Here is a 20,699-nt window from a genome sequence, read left to right as displayed (position 1 = left end):
CGGGGCATTTTGGTCACACGCAAACGATTTTTCGGCGGGCGCCCTTGGCGCGCCGTTTCGGGCCAAGAGCCGCAATAAATACACAACCCATTGCAATCATTCGATAATTCTTCCGGATCGGAGCCTTCCAGCTCAACCCGTGATCGCGGCCGTTCAAGTCTTTTCACTGCCTTGTGATCGTCCCCTAGGAACTGAAAGCCGAATCCCTACGTTTCGTACCACGGAGATCTTGAACCTGTCGGCGGACAACACAGACAAATTCGCAGAGACGGGAAGGCGGCAGGAGGCTTCCATGAACCATTCGATCTACAGCGCGGATCGCTCGACCCACCTTAAGATCGTGGTCGTGGCGCTCGTTGCGGGAATCGCAGTGGCGGCCTTCGGCATCTCGGCTCGGACCAATTCGGACGACTACACCCAAACTGCACGCGTCGTTAAGGCCGGCAAGGCCGTGGCGATCACCAGTTCGGACACATCACTCGTCCGCTAACGAATTCACGCGGCTCTTTACCAGCCCCCCAAAGTCGCCACGTGGATACTAAGAAGACCCCAACTACCCCAAGTGACTACCGAAAACGCCCGCTCCCCACGGGCGTTTTCTTTTTGTCTCACCTGCTCGCAACTTCCGGATCGATGCGCCAGATTCTACCGCGCAGGCGCGACAGGCGGAACGCTCTCGATCAGCTTGCCGGTATAAACAGGCGCGGAGTGCGGGTTGCCGTCAGGCGATCCACCCGCCTGCTCGATGGTCACGGCATAGGTTGCGCTGTTGATGGTGTCGGCGTCGTATGAGGCCAGCACTGGACGCGCCGTGAAGTCACCGTTGCCAATGACGCCAAGCGAGCGCGGCCGTGGCAGCTTGTCCGAGATCAGCCAAAGCTCGAAGCTCTTATCGGGCTCGGCGGTGGCGTCGACCTTGCGAACCGTGAAATTCCTGGTCGCACCGTCAACAGTGAGAATGAACGCAGGCGACCCGCCCTCCTTCTGCAGGACGGCGACATACTGGGCCGAAGGCGTTGGAGCTGAGGGGGTCTTTACTTCAACCACCTGCGTCCGCGGCTTCGGACGGATAGCCGCGGGAAGCAAATCAGGCTGATAGGCCCCGACCGAGATCATTGCGACCAGTGCCGCCGCGATCGCCGTGGTGAACATTGCAACGTTGCGCCAGCGCCGAGCCTGTGCGGACAACTGGACGACGTTGGAGTTGTCGGTGACGACGGGAGATTCCTCCACGACCGGAGCCACCGGCGCCGGCGCAGCCTCGGGAAGCACCAGCGGCGCCTGCGGTTCGGAAAGCCCCGCTGCTGTTTTGATCTTGTCCCAGACCTCAGGCCGCGGCTCGACTGATCCGACCATCTCGTTCAGGACGCCGAGCTTGTGCTCCCACGCATGGACGATCGCCGTGAAGTCTTTGTCGACGGCCATCATGGTCTCGACCTGAGCCCGCTCATCGGCATCGAGGGTGCCGAGCGCGTATTCGGCGGCGAGCGCGATATGGTCTTCGCTATAGGCCATCATCTAAAGTCCAAGGCACTCCCGGATATCCAGCATGCTGCGGCGCAGCCAGGTCTTCACCGTATTCACCGGCGTCTCGAACTTCGCCGCCAGCTGCTCACGGCTCCAGCCGTTATAATAGGCCAACAGCACCAGCTTTTGCCGATCCGGCTCGAGACGGCCAACGCACTCCAGCAAGCGCTTCAATTCTTCGGTCATCTCCCGACGCGTTAGCGGATCCGGGCTATCGGCAGCTACTTCCATCGCCGCCGGCTCCTCTTCGATCGAGGCCTCGCTCCGTTTGCGCACCACGTCGATGGCACGGTTTCGGGCGATGGACGCCATCCACGTGATCGGCGACGCCAGACCGGGATTGAACTGTCCGGCACTGCTCCAGATCTTGACATAAGTCTCCTGAATGACCTCCTCCGCGAGGTCGTGTCGCCGCAAGATACGGAGCACAACGCCAAAGAGTTTCGCGCGCGTGGCGGCGTAAAGACGCTCAAAAGCGGCCTCATCCCCCTTCGCAACGGCGGCAATCAGCCAGACCAACTCAGCTGACGTTAGCATTCAGCGTCCCCAACGTCGCAATGCCCCATCGCTTGGTACGTACCTGATACGGCTATCGAGATGTGTCGTATCATGCGCCAAACCGTGCCACCAAGTCGCCCGTAACGAGCCTGTGGACACCGCACCGAAGAAAAATCCGGAGCTCGCGGCCTGGGTCCGATGATGCTATGGCAAATGGAAAAGCGTCAGGTCGAGGCAAGACAACCGTTGGGTTTTTATCCGCGCGGACCTACAAGAATCACGCCCGCGCCAATCAGGCAGATAGCCGCTCCGGTGATGTCCCACCGATCAGGGCGCACACTTTCGATTGCCCACAGCCAGAGCAGCGAGGCGGCGATGTAAACGCCGCCATAGGCGGCATAGGCCCTGCCCGCCGCATTGGCTTCGACCAATGTCAGCGCATAAGCGAAGACAACCAGCGAGAGCAGACCCGGGATCAGCCACCAGACCGGCTTGCCAAGGCGCAGCCAGCCCCAGAAGGCAAAGCACCCCGCGATCTCGGCAATGGCGGCTCCAATATAGACAAGCGTCGTCTTCATGGCTGACCGTTTCACACCCTCCGTTGCTTAATCAAGGCTGAAGATCGAACCGCCGCATCGCTACACCATCAACGCGCGCGCAAGATGCGGCGCGATAAAGGGCCACAGTGCCGCGATGGCCGTGAGAGCGGTTGCCGCCGCCATGATGTAAAGCGTGGACGCCACGGGCCTGCGGCGGGTCTGAACCGTTTGCCACGCGATCCAGGCCCACGCTCCGATAACGGCGAGGATGGCAAGCCCCGTGACCCAGGGGTACGCGCCGACGAACCAAGCGAGAATGCCTCCGGTACCCGCGAGCGCCGCGGCAGGCAAGGCAAATGGCAGCACGCAACATGCGCCGCACGCGACCGCTCCGGTCGCCAGCGTCGCGGCGGTCAGTCCGGCAGCCTTAACGCCGGATGGTTTCCTGGCAATTGGCAATGCCATATCCGAAGCCGATGGTACCGCGCACGCGCAGGCCGACGACGCGGGCGCATCTGCAACGAACTGCTCGAACAGCATGTCAGCCGCCTCCCGCGCCGATTCGGGCGCCGTGATGGTGAGCCGGATTTCGTCCGGCGCTTCCTGCAGATCGAAGGTGAGGAACGAGCAACAGGCTTGCTCATTGCGAACCATCTCGCGGACGCGCTCGCCGGCCTCCAGCGCGTAACGAAGGTCCAGAACTAAATCGCGGCGCTCGTGGCCGCGCAGGGCATCACGCGTCAGTGCGCCGATCCATGCCAGCCGGTCCCTAAATTCACCGGGGGCCAGCGTGCAGGCGATGGGCGACGCTTCGGTCATGGTCATTGCTTGCTCTCTCCTATCGGCCCTGCCGGTTTTGACGCGAGCCTTGCCGACAGGATAGTTCCTCAAGTAACTTGAGGTTCAAGAGGAAAAAACCGCTAAGAGAGTCAGGGCATGTCGAACCTTAAGATTGGAGCGCTCGCGGAGCTGACAGGCACCACCGCGCCCACGATCCGTTACTATGAAGAGATTGGCCTGCTGCGTTCGGCAGACCGGCAATCGGGCGGGCAACGCGTATATGGCGATGCCGATGTGAAGCATCTGACCTTCATTCGCCGTTGCCGCGAGTTCGGCTTTTCAATCGAACAGGTACGCTCGCTTATAGCGCTCGTGCAAGACCCGCAGAGTTCCTGCATGCACGCCCGCGACCTGGCCCAGGAACATCTCGCGGCCGTGCGCGCGAACTTGAGCGAGTTGAAGGCGCTGGAGCGCAGCATTGCGGGCTTCGTCGCGAACTGCGATTCGTCCTGCGCCGGGGGACCGGGACCGGATTGTGTGATCCTCGACGATCTCTCGGGAGGCCCCGGCGTTGTGAATGTCGCGCCAGCGGGTCGCCGATCAAACGCGCTGCCTCGTTGCGGGTAAACCGTGCCACCAAATCACCCATGGCGAGCCTTTGGACACCGGGCTCAAGCAAAACCCGGACCTCGCGGCCCGGGTTTTCGCTGATGTTTCAGCAGCTGATTGGATAGGCTCGTCAGGCAATCGCGCCGAGGCGTGCGCGCATCAGGCCGATACTGTCGAGGTCGGCCTGTTCCCGGGCGCTTTCTTCGGCGCGCTCGCGTGCCTGATCGCGCTCGTCCAGGAGCTCGACTTTCTTGAGCTCCTCGAAAGCTTCAGCCAGCAGGCTCTTGGCCTCCTCAAGCTGAATACGCAGTTCGTCGGCGGAGCGGGTCAGGTTCTCCCGCCGCTGGATCGCGGCCTTGGCATAGGTCGGATAGGCGAAGTGCGAGGGGTCGTTGATCCCGGCGCGGTCTTGCTCGGTCTGGATTTCGCGTTCCAGATCGACCGACATGCGCTGGAAGTCGGCGATCATGCTTTCAATCTGGGCGACCCTTCGGCGCTTTTCGTCGACCTGAAACTTCTTCAGGCGGATCAGCGTTTCACGTGACTTCATCGACTCATACTCCCCAGAAGTCCCAATCTGAAAGCGGGACAGCACCGGTATCCCCCAGGGAACCCACCGGCAGCGCTAGTTGTGTGGCGCAGATGATGGCCTGACAAAGTTAGCGTTCCGTTTCCAAACTTCCGAGGATTGCCTCAAGTTGCCGGTAACCCTCCTGCAGGCCGGTGACCTCGTCCTTGGCCTGGCGCAGGAAGCTCTCCAGCGGCTCGTGCAGCTGAATCGCCTCGTCGACCTCGGGGCTCGAGCCCGTGCGATAGGCCCCGAGCCGGATCAGTTCCTCCATGTCGGCATAGGTTGCCATCACCTGGCGCGCCCGTGTGATGGTCGGCAGATAGACCGGATCGGCCGATCTAGGCATGGTGCGGGACACCGACTTGAGAATGTTAACTGCCGGATAACGCCCGCGTTCAGCGATCGAACGCTGCATCACAAGATGGCCGTCCAGAATGCCCCGGACCGCATCCGCGATCGGCTCGTTATGATCGTCGCCGTCCACCAGCACCGTAAAGATGCCGGTGATGGTACCGGCGCCGGTGCCGGGACCGGCGCGTTCAAGCAGCTTCGGCAATTCAGTGAATACGGTCGGCGTATAGCCCTTGGCGGTCGGCGGTTCGCCGGCTGATAGTCCGATCTCGCGCTGGGCCATCGCGAAGCGAGTGACCGAATCCATCAGGCACAGCACATCCTTATCCGCATCGCGAAAATATTCTGATACCGCCAAGGTCAAGTAAGCCGCTTGCCGCCGCATCAATGCGGGCTCGTCCGAGGTCGCCACCACCACGACCGAGCGCGCCAGGCCCTCTTCTCCCAAATCGTCCTGCAGGAATTCCTGCACCTCGCGGCCGCGTTCGCCGACCAGTCCGATCACCGTGATGTCAGCGTCGACATTGCGCGCCAGCATCGACAGCAACACCGACTTGCCGACTCCGGAGCCGGCGAAGATGCCGAGCCGCTGGCCGCGACAGCAGGTCAGAAACGTATTGAGCGCCCGCACGCCGAGATCGAGCGGTGCGCCGACGCGCTGGCGCGAATGGGCCGGCGGCGGCGCGTTGCGGTAGGGCATCGGCGAGGCGCCTTGCGACAACGGCCCCTTGCCGTCGATCGGTTCGCCCATCGCGTTGATCACGCGACCAAGCCATGACGGCGAAGGGCGCACCTGGCTCGCGGCATTGGCGATCACGGCGCGACAGCCGCGCCTGACACCTTCGAGGCCGGCGAACGGCATCACCACGGCGTTGTTGCCGGAGAAGCCGATGACTTCGGAAGGGATGAAACGATTGCCGCCGGTCTCGATCACGATGCGGGCGCCGACCGACATCGCGTGGATCGGACCTGCGATCTCGACCATCAGGCCGCGCACGCCGACGACGCGGCCATAAATATTGACGCCGTCGATGTCGGCGATCTGTTCTGCGAGCGCCTTCATTGAGAAAACCTTAAGTTTCGAGCTTTTCGGGCCCGCCCTTAACTTCGTGTTTACCCGCATCGTTAATCATTACGTCACTGTCTTTGGTGACTGAAAGCGCTCGCCCGTCAGACGAAGGGCGAGTCACGAGAGTCGGTTAGGCCCGCCTCTTAATGTTGGACTCGAACGGGAACGGATACAAAAAACTGCTTCGTCGCAACATCTTAGGGCGATTCGTCAAAAATTGCACGGATAGAGCTTGCGAACACGAATCAGATTTTGTTAACCATATGTCGTCAGGATCCGAATCAGTTGTTCAAAGGCGTTTTGAGTGCCGCAAGTGCGGCCGACCTGACGCCCGGGGCGGCGACTATAGGGGACTGGCATGCGCGTATTGCTGATAGAAGATGACAGCGCCGTCGCGCAGTCGATTGAATTGATGCTCAAGTCCGAGAGTTTCAACGTCTATACGACGGACCTCGGAGAAGAAGGCGTCGATCTCGGAAAACTTTACGACTACGACATTATCCTGCTCGACCTCAACCTGCCTGACATGTCTGGCTACGACGTGCTCAAGCAGCTTCGGGTGTCGAAGATCAAAACACCCATTCTGATCCTCTCCGGCCTCGCCGGCATCGAGGACAAGGTCAAGGGTCTCGGCGTCGGCGCCGACGACTACATGACCAAACCCTTCCACAAGGACGAACTGGTTGCCCGCATCCATGCGATCGTGCGCCGTTCCAAGGGCCACGCCCAGTCGGTGATCCAGACCGGCGATCTCGTGGTCAATCTCGATACCAAGACGGTCGAAGTCGGCGGTCAGCGCGTGCATCTGACGGGCAAGGAATACCAGATGCTGGAGCTGCTCTCGCTCCGCAAGGGCACGACGCTCACCAAGGAAATGTTCCTCAACCATCTCTATGGCGGCATGGACGAGCCGGAATTGAAGATCATCGACGTCTTCATCTGCAAGCTGCGCAAGAAGCTCGCCAACGCCTCCGAAGGCCGCAACTTCATCGAGACCGTCTGGGGCCGCGGTTACGTGCTGCGCGAGCCGCACGAGGCCGAAGAGCGCATCCCCGCCTGATCAAGGGTTTTACGGCGAGCTTGTATAGCTCACTCCTCCCGACTGAACCCCGCCGCAAATGGCGGGGTTTTTTTTGGGGCGCGGCGAGCGGTTCGCCTGTGCAGCACGATGCTGTGAGGCGCCGGCTTTAACGCTTACGCCGTGTGGTGCTGACGTTGCTGGTGCTGCGGCCATCGCTGCCGAATTTTGCCGGGCAATATCCTGTGCTCGAAAGCTGGCTGATCGATCACACACCGCGTGGGCTTGATCCGCGAGCGCGAGAATCCGATTACCGGCAATGCGTCGCCGTCCTTGCCGCACGATCCTGTAGAGGTTGCTCAGCTCGCCGCCGCAGCAGCCGCGGCCCTCAATGCCGGCGTCATCGCCGCGATTCCAGAGCGCGCGGTTCGGGCGGGGTTCGGGCGGTAAAGCCCGCGCCGCTCCGGATAGGGCTTGAAGGTGTCGGATATCCCGACCACGGATTCGGCAGCGCCCAGCGCCAACACCCCGTCGGGTTCCAACACCTTGGCAAGACGATCGAAGACACCCAGTTTGGTGTCCTGGTCGAAATAGATCAGGACGTTGCGGCAGAAAATCAGGTCGAACGCTCCAAGATGCGAAAAATCCTGCAGCAGGTTTAGCTGGCGGTGCTGCACCATGGCGCGGATGTCCGCGTTGAGCTGCCACAGCTCTCCGGTTTGGGTGAAATACTTGACCAGCGACTGAATGGGCAGGCCGCGCTGGACCTCGAACTGGCTGTATATTCCGGATCTGGATTTCTCGAGCACCTCTTGGGACAGATCGGTCGCAACGATTTCAATCCGCCATCCCGCCAGGCCCGCGAATTCCTTGATGCACATCGCGATCGAATACGGTTCCTGCCCGGTGGAGGAAGCCGCGCACCAGATGCGCAGCGAACGACGGCTGGCGCGCGCCTGCACAAGTTCAGGGAGCACCGTCTGCCGCAGATGATCGAACGGAATCTTGTCGCGGAAAAAGAACGTCTCGTTGGTCGTCATCGCCTCGACCACCTCGGACGTCAGCGCCTCGGCGCCACTTCTTATTTTCTGCACCAGTTCGGTGATGCCTTGGAGACCGCCCCTTCGCGCCAGCGGGATCAGCCGGCTTTCGACCAGATATTGCTTGTCGGAAGACAGATCCAGTCCGGAGCGCTCTTTCAGGAGCTTGCGCAAAAACTCATAATCCAGCGGCGTCACGAACGGTCTCCCGAAAACAATCGAATCAGTTTCGGCGCGATCTGACAAAGCGGGAGGACAGCCGCGCAGATGCCCGCATTCGCGGCCGCGCCAGGCATCCCCCACACCACACTCGAAGCTTCGTCTTGGGCGATCACGCTGCCGCCGGCCGCGACGATCTCCTTGCCGCCTCGCATCCCGTCCGAGCCCATGCCCGTCAGCACGACGGCGAGAGCGCCGCCCTGCCACACATCGATCGCGGAGATGAACATCGGATCGACCGCCGGCTTGCAGAAATTGATCGGCGGTCCATCATCCAGAGCGATCGCTGCCTCCGCGCCATGCCGCACGACGCGCATATGGCGTCCGCCCGGCGCAAGATAGATCTGGCCGGCCCTGACGACCTCGCCATCGAGGGCTTCGTGCGCCGGCCGGCGGCTTACGCGCGCCAGATGCTCGGCAAGGATGGTCGTGAATGTCGGCGGCATGTGCTGCGTGATCAGGACTGGAAAGCGATCAATCACCAGGCCAAGCTCAGTGACCAGCGTCATCAGCGCCTGCGGACCGCCGGTCGATGAACCGATCAACAGTACGCGCGGCGCCTGCGTGCTGAACGCGCGCCGCACCAATTGCGGCTGCCCAACCGGAGGGGGCGCCGGGCGGGCCTCGCGCGGCCGATCGAGCGCCGGCGCGAGAGGTGGACTCGAGGAGGCCGGAGCGGCGCGGCGAACCTTGGCGCCGAGGTGACGGATTTTCTGAATGAGGTCGTGGCGAAAGGTTTCGGCCGCCCCTGCTTCGCGGGTGCTTTCAGGCTTTGGAATGTAGTCCGATGCACCGAGCGAGAGCGCCTTGAAGCTGATCTCCGCGTTGCGGCGGGTCAAGGTCGAGGCCATGATGATGATCAGGTTGCGCTTCTTCGCCAGCAGCAGGGGCAGCGCGGAAATGCCGTCGAGATCCGGCATTTCGATGTCGAGCACGGCGACATCGGGATTGACCCGCTCGATCTGGTTGACGGCGTCGAGGCCGGTACGCAGCGAAGCCGCGACAACCATGTCCGGCTCGGGTTCCAGCCAGCGCGCGATCAGGCCTCGGATAACGACGGAGTCATCGACCACCATCACCCGCAACGGCTCTTGCCGCATGGAATTCGGGGTCGAGGAACTTGCCAACGCAACACTCATCAGTCACCAGGTACTACTCAAGCGGCACTATAGAAACGGTATCGCCGGTGGCCGTGCCGCCGGACGAAGCAGGCAGGTCAGATCAGGCCGACTTCCTGAAACTTCGCGGTGACGATATCCTTGTCGAACGGCTTCATGATGTATTCGTTGGCGCCGGCGTGCAGCGCGCGTGCGATGTGCGCGACATCGTTCTCGGTAGTGCAGAACACCACCTTGGGCTGGTCGCCGCCGGGCATGCGGCGCAGATTGTTGAGGAATTCGTAGCCATCCATGATCGGCATGTTCCAGTCGAGCAGGATCGCATCGGGCAGTCCGCGCTTGCAGACTTCCAGCGCCTTCTCACCGTCCTCGGCTTCGACGATCTGGAAGTCCAGGCCTTCCAGAATGCGTCTTGCGACCTTGCGAATAACGCTTGAGTCATCGACAACAAGACATGTTCTCATTTTCAGCCTCTTACTTCTTCCAGATCCCGAACAGGGACGTTTCCAATGTTATGCCGCCAGCGTGTCAGGCACGATTTCGAGCACGCGATCGACGTCGAGGACGACCATCAGCTGGCCGTCGAGGCGATGCACGCCGCCGGCGAGCTTGGCTATGCGGGGATCGAGATTGACCGGATTTTCCTCTCTTCCCTCGTCGGGAAGTTTGAGAACCTCGCCGATCTGGTCGATCAGAAGACCGTAGGATTCGCCCCGCAGGTCGACCCCGACCGCCATCGACGGCTTGCCGTCGTCGTTCTTCGGCAGGCCGAGGCGGGCGCGCATGTCCACGACCGTGACGATGCGGCCGCGCAGGTTGAGCACGCCGGCGATCTCGCCGGACGACAGCGGCACGCGCGTCAGCCGCTCCGGCATGAACACGTCCTGGACGCGAGAGATCGGCAGGCCGAACAGCTGCCCGCCGATCACGGCGGTGACGTATTCGGCGACGGTGCCCTCGATGGTGTCGGTCTTGGTCATGCTGACCTCCTTCATGCCGTCCGGCTGAACTTGTTCATGCCGCCCGACTGGTCTCGGCGGTCTGTTCCTTCAGTGCCGCGATCAGGCCGGGGCGGTCGAACTTGGCGACGTAATCGTGGAAGCCGGCGAGCCGCCCGCGTTCGATCGCCGCCGGCGACACCATCGAGGACAGCGCGATGATCGGCATCGAGCTTAAGTGCTGGTCGGCCCGGATCGTTTCGGCGAACTCGAACCCGTTCATGTCGGGCATTTCGATATCGGTCAGCACCACGTCGAACGGCTGACCCGAGCGCAGCGCCATCAGGCCCTCCTGCGCATTGGTGGCGACCCGCACCCGATAGCCCGCGGCCTTCAATACTGGCGCCAGCATGCTGCGGAAGAACGCGCTGTCGTCGACCAGCAGCACCGATTGGGCCGCGGCCGAGGGCCGCATCTCCTTGCGGCTGAACCAGTCGGCGAACGCCATCGGCAGGAAGTGACCGACATCGATCACTTCGGTGGCCTGGCCCTTGATGACCGCGGAGCCGAGAATGCCGTCTTGGCCACCGGCGACCTCGATGTTGAGCTTCTCCTCGACGATATCGATGATCTCATCGACCACGAGCCCCATCGAGCGGCCGTCGTCGGCGAACACCAGGATGGGCTGGGCGCCGGATGTGGCGACATTGACGCCGGCCATCTGCACCAGCGGCATCAATTGATCACGGTATTGCACCATATAGCGGCCGTTGGAGAGCTCGATCTTGTCGGTGGCGATCTCTTCCAGCCGGGTGACAAGCCCGAGCGGTACCGCCTTCGGCTGGGTCGAGCCGGCGCGGAACACCAGAAGCGAGGTCAGTTGTTCGGCCGCGCTGGCGCGCATCGCGGCGTTCTCGTCGGCGATTTCGTGCGAGGCCGCACCGGAGGCGCCGAGCGCTTGGGCAATGCCATTGGGATCGATGATCATGATCACCGCGCCATCGCCCAGGATGGTATTGCCGGAGAACATGTCGATGTGGCGCAGCTTGGTCGACATCGGCTTGACCACGATTTCTTCGGTGTGGAACACGCCGTCGAGGACGATGCCGAAGGTCTGGCTGCCGACCTGCATCACCACGATGAAGCCGTTCTCCGGATCGGAGGAGGAGCCGTCGTCGATCTTGAGCAGTTTTTTCAGGTGCATCAGCGGCAGCAGCTTGTTGCGCAGGCGCAATACCGCGGTGTCCTTGATCCGCTCGATGCGATGCTCGGAATTGGCGCGTGCCCGCACCAGCTCGACCACCGACAGCTGCGGGATCGCAAAGCGGTCACCGGCGGCTTCCACGATCAGCGCCGAGACGATCGCCAGCGTCAGCGGGATCTTGACGGTGACGCTGGAGCCCTCGCCGGCCACCGACTTGACGTCGATGGTGCCGCCGATCTGATCGATATTGGTGCGTACCACGTCCATACCGACGCCGCGGCCGGACACGCTGGTCACGGCGGCCGCCGTGGAGAAGCCCGGCGCGAAGATGAACTTGTGGATCTGGGCTTCCGTCATCTTCTCGAGCTCGGCCTCGCTGACGAGACCGTTGGCGATCGCCTTGGCCTTGATCCGCTCGGTGTTGAGCCCGCGGCCGTTGTCGGCGATGCAGATGATGATGTGGCCGCCCTCGTGATAGGCCGACAGGCGAATGGTGCCCTGCTCCGGCTTGCCGGCGGCGAGCCGCTCGGCCGGCGTCTCCAGCCCATGATCGGCCGAGTTGCGCACCATGTGGGTCAAGGGATCCTTGATCAGGTCGAGCACCTGGCGGTCGAGCTCGGTGTCGGCGCCGTGCATCTCCAGTTCGATCTGCTTGTTAAGTTCGCCGGAGAGGTCGCGCACGATTCTTGGCAGCTTCTGCCAGGCGTTGCCGATCGGCTGCATCCGCGTCTTCATGACGCCTTCCTGCAGCTCGGCGGTGACGTTGGACAGCCGCTGCAGCGGCACCTTGAACTCGGTATCCTCGTTGCGCCTGGAGATCTCGAGCAGCTGATTGCGGGTCAGGACCAGCTCCGACACCATCGTCATCAGGTGTTCCAGCGTGTCCACATTCACCCGGATCGACTGGTTGGCGACGCGATCGCCGTCGGAGACTTCCGACTCGGCAGCAATTGACTTTTTCGCGGCCGGTGGCGCTGCACGCTGCGGCGACGCGGCGGGCTGCTTCGGCGCTATGGAAGGCGCCGGCGCTGCCGCCGGAGCGATTTCGGTGGAGGTCTCACGGAACGCGCGCTCCAGCTCGTCCAGCGACACTTCGCCGGGACGCAATGGCCGCTCCAGTACCTGCGCCGCTGGCTGGATGGGAACAATCGGCGAAGCCGACGCTGACGCCCCTGACATCGCTTTCATGCCGCGTTCCACCATCTCTTCCAGCTTGACGATCAGATCCTGATCGGTGCCTTCGGGCTCGGCTTCGGTCGTCTCCAGCCCTGCGAGAATTTCCTTGATGCGGTCGATGCTGCTCAGGATCAGGGTGACGGCTTCCGCCGTGACCGGCATTCCGTCACGGAATTTGCCCATCAGCGTCTCGCCGGCATGGGCCAGCGCTTCGAGACGCGGCAGACCCAGGAAGCCGCAGGTCCCTTTGATGGTGTGAACCAGCCGGAAGACGTTATCCAATATCTTGGCGTTGTTTGGATCCTGCTCGAACCGCACCAGCTGATTGTCGACGGTATCCAGGCTTTCGCTGGTTTCCGTCAGAAATTCCCGCAGCAAATCATCCATGAAAGAGGCCTTCGAACGCACGGGCGCGCGATTTCGACACGCCTTACGGAGTTTGGCCAGTTTCTATGCAAAGCGTTTAATATTGGTTGAGTAATTGGAAAAGAACGGTCTCAACAAAGAGATAAGGCGACGTTATTCAATCCCGGGGCCGGATATAAACCTTCGGTTAACCATGTTCTCGCCCTGGAGCATATTCTTGCGGCACGTGGAATCCGATTTGGTCGCAAGAAAATGCTCTATTCTGTTATTTGCACGCATGCCTTTGCGGAATACGCGCTTCAGGAAGCGGTCACGACCATCGCTTCGCCCTCGGGCGCCAGCACCACTTTCAGTCCGCAGGCCTGTGCCAAGAGCCGCGTGTAATAAGGCTGCACCGCATGGCCATCGACGACCGGGCTCGAATCAAAACTCAGGAGATCGGCGATATTCTGCGGCATGCGGGCGTTGAGCCCGCTCGCCGCAACGCGAAAGCCGATTGCTTCGCCTTCGCCGACCGGATCGACTGTGAGCACGCCGCCGCGTGGGATCGTCTGCTGCGCAATCACCAACATATTCAACAGCAGCTTGACCCGGTTTTTCGGCAGCAACACCCGCGGCAGATTCCACGCGATCGTCGTCTTGCCGTCCTCGAGATGGCCGCGCGCCATGGCCTGCGCATCGCCCAGATCGATCTGCGCGCCCGACGATCCCGCAGCCCCGAACGCCAGACGGCAGAACTGCAACCGTGCGGAAGCGGTCTTGGCGCTCTTTCGGATCAAATCGAGCGCAAATTCGCGATCTTCCGGCTTCGGATTATCGTCGAGGACCTCAAGCCCATTGACGATGGCGCCCACCGGACTGATGAGATCGTGGCAAACCCGCGAACACAACAGCGCCGCAAGTTCGAGGGCATCGGGCGCAGGACCGGAAGACGAAGTGCCAGACATCAGATGTTCCTGGAATCCATGACAAGCGCAGGCACGGCGAATCACGCATGCTCGGTGGCTTGATACACTGCAGACGCGCGGGCTGCCAACACAGGCGAGGAAATCGAATGAGAAAGGCGAGCAACATATGAGCCCTGCCAATGAATGAGGCAGGTTCCTCAGGACCCCTGATCAACAGCGATGCAGCCGCCGCGCTGATGGAGCCCTTGACCGATCTGGTGTTCCGCGCCGGCGCCGCCATTCTTGCCGTCAACCGTCTTGCCATGAAGATCGACGGCAAGCTCGACGGATCGCCGGTAACGGAAGCCGATTTCGCCGCCGACCGGATGATCGGCGAAGGTCTCGCGCGGCTCGTTCCGAAGGTACCGGTGCTATCCGAGGAGCGCGTGCATCTGGCGAAACCGCCTTACGGCGGCAGTTTCTTTCTGATCGATCCGCTGGATGGCACCAAGGAATTTGTTGCCGGCCGCAGCGAGTTTACGGTCAATCTCGCGCTGGTGACGAACGGAACGCCGCTACTCGGCATTATCGGCGCCCCGGCGCTTGGACTGATTTGGCGGGGACTGGTCGGCCGAGGCGCGCAGCGGATAAAAGCAGGCGAAAGGTCGGTGGCCGAACCGATCCACACCCGTCCCCACCCGCAACCCGGCGAGCCCTGGATCGTGGCGGTCAGCCGTTCGCACGGTGATATCGGGACCGAAGCCTTTATTGAGGCCAGGCCCGGCGCCATCCGCCAAATGCTCGGCTCCGCGGTCAAGTTCGGCCGGGTCGCAGAGGGAGCCGCCGATATCTACCCTCGCCTCGCACCCACCAGCGAATGGGACGTCGCGGCGGGACACGCCCTCGTCACCGCCGCCGGCGGCAAGATCACCGATAGTCAGGGCGCTGAACTGCACTTCGGTAAGGCGAGGCAAGGCTTTACCGTGTCGGAATTCATCGCCTGGGGCGATCCAGCGGCGGCGATGCTTTAGATGCAGCGTTTGTAGCCCGGATGAGCCGATGGGTCGCGCGAATGCGCCCCGGCTACTGCGCCAAATCCTGCTGCAGCGCTGGCCAGCGCGAATTCGCCGCGCGCAGGAGGCGCTCGGGATCGGCGGCGAATGCGTCGCGGTTTTCCTCGCGGCCGAATAGATAAAGCCGTTGGCGCGCGATCAGCCAAAACCTGGGGTTGCCGGCAAGGGTGACGCCGCGCGCCAGATCGATCGGGTCGTAGCCACCGAACTGGGGACCGTAGATCTCGGGATGGGCGACAAAAGACGCGCGATTGCCCTCGTTGCGGAAACGCCAGACGGCACCTCCTTGCGCGGCCTCGAAGTCCGGCAGACCGATCTCGGGGCGGGCGTCGACGAAATAGGCGACGGGGTCGAAGCCCTCGATGGCCAGACCGGTATAGCGGTTCACGATCACCCGCTCGGTGGTGGCAGCCTGGGCCGCGAAGCCGCGAAGGCCTGCCGCGCCGAGACCTGTCAGTACAAGGCTTGCCAGTACAAGGCTTGCCAGTACAAGGCTTGCCGGTACGAGACTTGCCAGTACGAGACGTGCCAGCGAAAGGATAAGGGCTATTCGGGGACGAAATTCTATTCCGGCACGACTGCCGTTTCTTTCCTGCCGTTGTGCCGTCATAGTTGATGCCGATAACATGCGAGTCGGGGACGCTGGGCCCAACCTAGAGCGGTGCCTATTGGCATCAGGTTAAGGTGGCGCCCAGGATTTTGATACCAGGGGTTCTTCTATGATTTTCGCATCACGCCTTGCCGCGGTGGCGCTCGCCGCGCTGATGTGCGCCACCGTGCCCGCTTCCGCGCAGCAACCACCGCCGCCATTGCCTCCGGCGCAACGCCAGCCCAGCCCCAATACCTACGAGCCAGACGAACTGACGAACGCCGGGCACCGGTTTTTCGGCAACGTATCGCGCGGGCTAGCCTCGGTGATCGAGCGCGCGGTCAGCCAATGGGGCCTGCCGAACGGCTATATTCTTGGCGAGGAAGGCAGCGGCGCCTTTGTCGCCGGACTGAGATACGGCGAAGGCACGCTCTACACCAAGAATGCCGGCGATTTGCGGGTCTACTGGCAGGGGCCGTCGGTCGGCTTCGACTGGGGCGGCGACGGCGCGCGCACCATGACGCTGGTGTATAATCTTCCGGCCACCAACGCGATCTATCAGCGCTTCGCCGGCATCAACGGCTCCGCCTATATCATCGGCGGCTTCGGGATGACCGCGCTGACCGCCAATAATATCGTGCTGGTGCCGATCCGATCCGGCCTTGGGCTACGGCTCGGCGCCAATATCGGCTACCTCAAATATACCCCGCGCGCGACCTGGAACCCGTTCTGACGCCATCCAGCTGATATTTCGAACGCCGCAACGCCGCTGGTTACGAATTCACGTTAACGCGGCATTAGGCTGGCGTTTACCCTATCCCCCATGGCATTGTGATTAATGGAATTTTCTCGTGGGGAGTGAGCGTTCATGATCGAACCGATCATGTATCTGGCGATCGGTTTCCTGCTCTCGATGCTGTTCGGGCTGATGATCGTGCCGCTGGTGCATAGCCGAGCGGTGCGGCTGACGACGAAGCGGCTCGAGGCGGCAACGCCGCTGTCGATGGCCGAGATACAGGCCGACAAGGACCAGCTGCGCGCGGAATTCGCGATGTCGGCGCGGCGGCTGGAGATCAGCGTCGATCAACTCAGGAACAAGACCACCAGCCAGCTCGCCGAGCTCGGCAAGAAGACCGATGCGATCAACCGCATGAAGATCGAGCTTGGCGAAAAGAACGCCACGATCTTTTCGCTCGAAGCGCGCGAGAAGGCGGTGAAAGAGCAGTTCCGCGCTACCGAAGAGGAATTTACCGCCAAGACCGAAGCGCTGCGCAATGCCGAGCGGGCGCTGACCGACAAGCAAAACGAGCTCGCCAAACTCAACGGCCAATTGTCCGACCGTTCGATGATGGCGGAAAGCCGTCAGGTGGAGCTGGTGGCCGTGCGCGCCCAGATCGATGCGCTCAAGCACCGTGTCGGCGACGCCGGAAAGGAATTTGCTGCGACCCAAGCACGGCTAGCACAGGAGCACAGCGACCTCGAGAAGGCGACGCGCGAACTTGCCGAGGCGCGCAGCCGCGTCGAAAATCTAGGCCAGCGCGTCACCGACCTCGATCGCCAGCTGATCGTCCAGGTCAAGGAAGCCGAGTTGCTCGGCAACCGCGTCAATGATCTGGAAGCGCGGCTTTCTACCCAAGGCAAGCTGCTCGCCGAGAGCGACTATGAAAACAAGCAGCTGCGCCAGGCCAGCGAAGCCGCCGAACGCACGGCCAGGGAATTGCGCGAGGAAATCGCCGCCCTGAGCGGCGGCGGCAGATCGCCGGCGTTTGAGAAACTGCAAGGCGAGAAGGCCGCGGTCGAGGAGCAGCTTCGCATCGCGCGCGACGAACGCGCCAAGCTGCAGCGCGACATCAACGCGATCCAGGCGCAGGCCGAAAGCTCATGGGCGACCGAACGCATGGAAAATGCGCTCTTGCGCGAGCGCATCAACGATATCGCCGCCGAAGTCGCAAAGCTCGCGATGCAGCTGGAAGGGCCGAACTCGCCGATCGAGGCCATGCTGGCCACGGAACCGGTAATCCCGAACACGGCGCGGCCGGCCAACGGTGCTGCCGCCAACGGCGGCGTTTCGGAAGGCGGCGGCACGCTCGCCGAGCGGATCCGGGCGCTGCAGTCCCACGCCTCCCGCGCCCGCCAGCAACAGCCGGGCTGATTTACTCGATTGGCTTGACACCACGGGCCTGCACTTCGTAAATCGCGGGCTCTGACAGCGTGCATAAACCGATCCGATGCCGAATTACCGGCCTTTGATCGCGCACGAAGATCCCGGACGCATAGCTCAGCGGGAGAGCGTTCCCTTCACACGGGAGAGGTCCAAGGTTCGATCCCTTGTGCGTCCACCAGAGAAGCCTTGATTTATTGGGCTTTTCGACCCGCCCCAAAAATCTAATCGGCAGTATCGCGCAGAACGTTACGCAAACATGCCTCTCAGACCCGTGGAAAATCCGTGGAATTTGATCGCGATCTGTTCCTCGGCGAACCGTCCTGGCTTATCCACAGTTCGATCACGGCTGACCTATGCTCTGTCTGATGCTCTACGGTGTTTCCCGCGCACGGGCCTCAGCAAGATCGATGCGATAGTTCCGACCATGCCGCTGCAACATCGTAACAAGATTCGGTCCATCGACGAGCGATAGCGGCTTGTCCTTCGCAAACTCGTAAGAGTCGGGTCCGAAGCCGCTAGTTGTCACTAAAATTCCACGGTTCGCGCCTTCGTTCATAACGGTCCCGTACAGATCGCGGACGGCGGCAACGTCCACCGTCCTTGTATAGCGTTTGGCCTGCAACACGTACTTGCCACCCCGCAGAGGGTCGGGATCGAACATTATCGCGTCGACTCCGCGATCTCGCGACGCACGAGTGACCTTTACTTCAATGCCATTGCGACCAAACTCCCATTCAAACAACTGCCGCACCAGATGCTCGAAATCTTCCCATGGGATCGAAGCTAGATTTTCCTCGTCTGTGAGCACTGCGTCCACATCGCGATTTACGACGACGCGATGATCATTCTTGTTGAGCACAAAAATCGGGCGGATCGGCGCAACGTGTGTCACAGACGGCGTAGAAATTCCTTTTAAATGGAAAAAACATGACTTGGCGTCGAAGCGGCCTGGCTGGAGCGTTACAAGATCGTCTTTACGAGCCTGTAACGACGCGATCGTCCCGGACTTAGGGGCTCCCGTTGCAGGATCAAACCAGCTTTGCATCGCATTAACTGCTACCGTCTCGATGAAATTGCCGAAATCAGATTTCGCGACCAGATAAGCGGCACGAACGCACAGTGCGTAGACCAAGTTCTCGCAAAGCTTCTTTTTTTCGGCCGCTGGCACGTCAACCCAATCGGAATAGGATTTGCCGCGTAGCTTTGTTATCCTGAGTGAAGCAAAATCTGGGATCTCGATTTCGCATAGCAAGATGCGCGCGTCAGCTTCATAGTGGCACTCTAAGGGCCGTTGGAGCGCAATGCTCAGAAAATGCCTTTTCAGCGATAATGCGGCTACAAATTCGATGTACTTTTCATTGCGTTCGGAATAGCCGGATGCAAGCGAGCCAAGCATCGCTTCATCTTTGCGCTCGATTTCCCGAAAATCAGAATGCTGCTTTCTGGCTTTGCTGACCGCACGGTCGCGGCGCTGTAGGTATGTATCGCCATCGTTTTGTGCGGGAGCCTCCGGCAAATTGGGAAAATCTGGGAACGGTGCAGGTTGGAGTAAATCCGCACCATGAGGTCCGCCTAGATTTACCTCGCTCAAAATTCCCTGGATCGCGCCAGCCGCAACGGTATTAGGCGAACCATGCCTAATCGTGAAAAATCCGACCGAGTAAGATCCTTGCGGTTCAGTTAGGGGCTCGAAAACGCTTTGGTAACGCAAGTTATCAAGTGAACTCTCGAACCGATCAAGACTGTAGCCGAATTGCCGCCATACATCTGTCCCGTAACGCATTGAAAATGCCGGATTACCAATTGTTTCAATCTAATATCGAGTAAACCAAACTTGTTGGGATGGGTCTATAGGTTCGCTTCGCATCATTTCGGCGGACAGAGCTTTTGCCGAGGCGATGCCGTCCGCATCCACACCTGTATATCGCGGGATCATAAATCCTCCCGCAGGCCCTTGAAGAACGGATGCCGCACCTTGCCCTCGGCAGACATCGTCCGATGATCGATCTCTGCCAATAGCGATGGCTCGACCCAGATCCCGCGGTACGCGATCTTCTTGGTGTAAGGCTGCGTCTTGCGGATCAGCGGCTTGAGCCGCGACTGCAAGTCCTTTGCCAATGCAGTGTCAAAACCATGATCGACTTTCCCGGCGTAGATCAGGTCCTTGCCCTTGCGTCTGCCGAGTTAGATGCCGTCGAACTTCTTGCCGTCGAGCGCAAACCCGCCGCCGAAATTCGGCGGACCGCCGGTCACCAACATCCGCAACATTTCTCTCCGCATTGGCGCGGCTGGTTGAAGCCGGAAAACCGCTGCCTAGTCCCTGCCAACGGCTTTTCTGAGTACGCGCCGGAGCCAAACCCTGAGACCAAGAAAAAGGACGTCTTTTGGTTTTCGCTCAGTGAAGACCGGCCGGTATTCGCCTTTGCCGGCATCTGGACCGAGTTCAAAGGCGACCGCGGGTAGTGGGTCAGTTTGATTGTGGCAGGGTTCCGCGCTGGAATTAGGCCGCTTGGGGGCGCATATTGGGAGGATGGCGCGAGAGAAATACGAGTCCCTGCTGAGATGCCCCATGTGCGACCGAACCGGCATTGCCGATATGTCGGACGATAAATCTCGTAACATTGGCGATTACGATACGAGGATCGAGAGCGTCAGTGAAGGGTTTGAGATCAAGGGTAAGGATGTGATCTGTTCCGTCTGTCAGGTGTCCGCACTATGAGCCATCCCAAACGCTCCAGGGACCCCAACCAGCTCGCCAAGTCGATCATCGATATTTGCGAAGGGGCAGCAACCCAGCCCAGTTGATGACAAAGACCCGGTGCGGTGTCGCTTGGCGCGGCCGTGGCCTCAAACGAAAGACCCCGGCGCGTATCGGTTCATTACCCGAAAGAGCGGGATGATCGCGGCTTGGTTTGTGGTGATCGAATAAAGATTGCACACGATGTTCTTTCTCTCAGGGATGA

General features: G+C 61.2%; 20 protein-coding genes, 1 tRNA gene and 2 pseudogenes. 8 read left to right on the top strand and 15 right to left on the bottom strand.

Going from position 1 to position 20,699, the window contains the following annotated elements:
- Positions 1 to 292: 292 nt before the first annotated feature.
- Positions 293 to 490 (top strand): hypothetical protein, encoded by a 198-nt coding sequence (locus N554_RS0132410; protein WP_029587234.1) that lies wholly within the window; start codon positions 293 to 295, stop codon positions 488 to 490.
- Between the two features lie 155 nt (positions 491 to 645).
- On the opposite strand, the gene N554_RS0132405 is transcribed toward N554_RS0132410, so the two are convergent.
- The 4 genes from N554_RS0132405 to N554_RS42540 form a co-directional block, all read right to left on the bottom strand.
- Positions 646 to 1,515 (bottom strand): anti-sigma factor, encoded by an 870-nt coding sequence (locus N554_RS0132405; protein WP_029587233.1) that lies wholly within the window; start codon positions 1,513 to 1,515, stop codon positions 646 to 648.
- 3 nt (positions 1,516 to 1,518) lie between these two features.
- Entirely contained in the window at positions 1,519 to 2,064 is a 546-nt protein-coding gene (locus N554_RS0132400; protein WP_029587232.1) for a sigma-70 family RNA polymerase sigma factor, read from the bottom strand.
- 215 nt (positions 2,065 to 2,279) lie between these two features.
- Positions 2,280 to 2,603 (bottom strand): YnfA family protein, encoded by a 324-nt coding sequence (locus N554_RS0132395; protein ID WP_029587231.1) that lies wholly within the window; start codon positions 2,601 to 2,603, stop codon positions 2,280 to 2,282.
- Between the two features lie 60 nt (positions 2,604 to 2,663).
- Entirely contained in the window at positions 2,664 to 3,389 is a 726-nt protein-coding gene (locus tag N554_RS42540; RefSeq protein WP_245283787.1) for a hypothetical protein, read from the bottom strand.
- A 111-nt stretch (positions 3,390 to 3,500) separates the two neighbouring features.
- On the opposite strand from N554_RS42540, the gene N554_RS0132380 reads away from it, so the two are divergent.
- Positions 3,501 to 3,971 (top strand): MerR family transcriptional regulator, encoded by a 471-nt coding sequence (locus N554_RS0132380; RefSeq protein ID WP_029587230.1) that lies wholly within the window; start codon positions 3,501 to 3,503, stop codon positions 3,969 to 3,971.
- A 112-nt stretch (positions 3,972 to 4,083) separates the two neighbouring features.
- Here N554_RS0132380 and fliJ read toward each other — a convergent pair whose 3' ends face one another.
- Positions 4,084 to 4,503, bottom strand: coding sequence for a flagellar export protein FliJ (gene fliJ / locus N554_RS0132375; RefSeq protein WP_029587229.1), 420 nt, complete (start codon positions 4,501 to 4,503; stop codon positions 4,084 to 4,086).
- A 109-nt stretch (positions 4,504 to 4,612) separates the two neighbouring features.
- Complete coding sequence (fliI, locus tag N554_RS0132370) at positions 4,613 to 5,938, bottom strand: flagellar protein export ATPase FliI (RefSeq protein ID WP_029587228.1); 1,326 nt, start codon at positions 5,936 to 5,938, stop codon at positions 4,613 to 4,615.
- Between the two features lie 364 nt (positions 5,939 to 6,302).
- Between fliI and ctrA the strand changes: the two genes are divergently transcribed.
- Complete coding sequence (gene ctrA / locus N554_RS0132365) at positions 6,303 to 7,004, top strand: response regulator transcription factor CtrA (protein WP_029587227.1); 702 nt, start codon at positions 6,303 to 6,305, stop codon at positions 7,002 to 7,004.
- A gap of 317 nt (positions 7,005 to 7,321) precedes the next feature.
- Here ctrA and N554_RS0132360 read toward each other — a convergent pair whose 3' ends face one another.
- The 6 genes from N554_RS0132360 to chpT all read right to left on the bottom strand — a co-directional run bounded on the left by N554_RS0132360 (position 7,322) and on the right by chpT (position 13,970).
- A complete protein-coding gene (locus N554_RS0132360) occupies positions 7,322 to 8,200 on the bottom strand; it encodes a CheR family methyltransferase (protein ID WP_029587226.1) in 879 nt (292 codons plus the stop codon).
- Entirely contained in the window at positions 8,197 to 9,360 is a 1,164-nt protein-coding gene (locus tag N554_RS0132355) for a protein-glutamate methylesterase/protein-glutamine glutaminase (RefSeq protein ID WP_029587225.1), read from the bottom strand. Before N554_RS0132355 ends, N554_RS0132360 begins: the two co-directional genes overlap by 4 nt.
- 77 nt (positions 9,361 to 9,437) lie before the next feature.
- Complete coding sequence (locus N554_RS0132350; protein WP_029587224.1) at positions 9,438 to 9,803, bottom strand: response regulator; 366 nt, start codon at positions 9,801 to 9,803, stop codon at positions 9,438 to 9,440.
- Positions 9,804 to 9,851: 48 nt separating this feature from the next.
- Positions 9,852 to 10,319 carry a chemotaxis protein CheW gene (locus N554_RS0132345; protein WP_029587223.1) on the bottom strand — a complete coding sequence of 156 codons (468 nt, stop codon included), beginning with the start codon at positions 10,317 to 10,319 and terminating at the stop codon, positions 9,852 to 9,854.
- A 34-nt stretch (positions 10,320 to 10,353) separates the two neighbouring features.
- Positions 10,354 to 13,044 (bottom strand): hybrid sensor histidine kinase/response regulator, encoded by a 2,691-nt coding sequence (locus N554_RS0132340; protein ID WP_029587222.1) that lies wholly within the window; start codon positions 13,042 to 13,044, stop codon positions 10,354 to 10,356.
- A 278-nt stretch (positions 13,045 to 13,322) separates the two neighbouring features.
- A complete protein-coding gene (gene chpT, locus N554_RS0132335) occupies positions 13,323 to 13,970 on the bottom strand; it encodes a histidine phosphotransferase ChpT (protein WP_029587221.1) in 648 nt (215 codons plus the stop codon).
- Between the two features lie 140 nt (positions 13,971 to 14,110).
- On the opposite strand from chpT, the gene cysQ reads away from it, so the two are divergent.
- Positions 14,111 to 14,941, top strand: coding sequence for a 3'(2'),5'-bisphosphate nucleotidase CysQ (gene cysQ, locus N554_RS0132330; RefSeq protein WP_029587220.1), 831 nt, complete (start codon positions 14,111 to 14,113; stop codon positions 14,939 to 14,941).
- Positions 14,942 to 14,993: 52 nt separating this feature from the next.
- Here cysQ and N554_RS0132325 read toward each other — a convergent pair whose 3' ends face one another.
- The gene (locus tag N554_RS0132325; RefSeq protein WP_245283786.1) at positions 14,994 to 15,593 is read right to left on the bottom strand and encodes a YHS domain-containing (seleno)protein; all 600 of its coding nucleotides are present in this window, start codon (positions 15,591 to 15,593) and stop codon (positions 14,994 to 14,996) included.
- A gap of 109 nt (positions 15,594 to 15,702) precedes the next feature.
- Here N554_RS0132325 and N554_RS0132320 point away from each other — a divergent pair, with 109 nt between their 5' ends.
- The 3 genes from N554_RS0132320 to N554_RS0132310 all read left to right on the top strand — a co-directional run bounded on the left by N554_RS0132320 (position 15,703) and on the right by N554_RS0132310 (position 17,914).
- On the top strand, positions 15,703 to 16,305 hold the full coding sequence (locus N554_RS0132320) for a DUF1134 domain-containing protein (RefSeq protein WP_029587218.1): 603 nt from the start codon (positions 15,703 to 15,705) through the stop codon (positions 16,303 to 16,305).
- Between the two features lie 135 nt (positions 16,306 to 16,440).
- Positions 16,441 to 17,724, top strand: a complete 1,284-nt coding sequence (locus N554_RS0132315) for a coiled-coil domain-containing protein (protein WP_029587217.1) — start codon at positions 16,441 to 16,443, stop codon at positions 17,722 to 17,724.
- A 115-nt stretch (positions 17,725 to 17,839) separates the two neighbouring features.
- Positions 17,840 to 17,914, top strand: a tRNA-Val gene (locus tag N554_RS0132310).
- A gap of 192 nt (positions 17,915 to 18,106) precedes the next feature.
- On the opposite strand, the gene N554_RS0132305 is transcribed toward N554_RS0132310, so the two are convergent.
- Positions 18,107 to 19,519 (bottom strand): restriction endonuclease, encoded by a 1,413-nt coding sequence (locus N554_RS0132305; protein ID WP_081851535.1) that lies wholly within the window; start codon positions 19,517 to 19,519, stop codon positions 18,107 to 18,109.
- Positions 19,520 to 19,668: 149 nt separating this feature from the next.
- Positions 19,669 to 19,959, bottom strand: a pseudogene (locus N554_RS39295) (DNA ligase); the annotation flags it as partial.
- Between N554_RS39295 and N554_RS40655 the strand changes: the two are divergent.
- Positions 19,958 to 20,196 (top strand): annotated as a pseudogene (locus N554_RS40655) (SOS response-associated peptidase family protein); the annotation flags it as partial. The pseudogenes N554_RS39295 and N554_RS40655 sit on opposite strands and share 2 nt — an antisense overlap.
- Positions 20,197 to 20,699: the final 503 nt, after the last annotated feature.

The organism is Bradyrhizobium sp. URHD0069 (assembly GCF_000701345.1).
Lineage (GTDB): Bacteria > Pseudomonadota > Alphaproteobacteria > Rhizobiales > Xanthobacteraceae > Bradyrhizobium.
The sequence above is the reverse complement of the archived record's forward strand: the minus strand, read 5'-3'. Positions and strand labels throughout refer to the sequence as shown.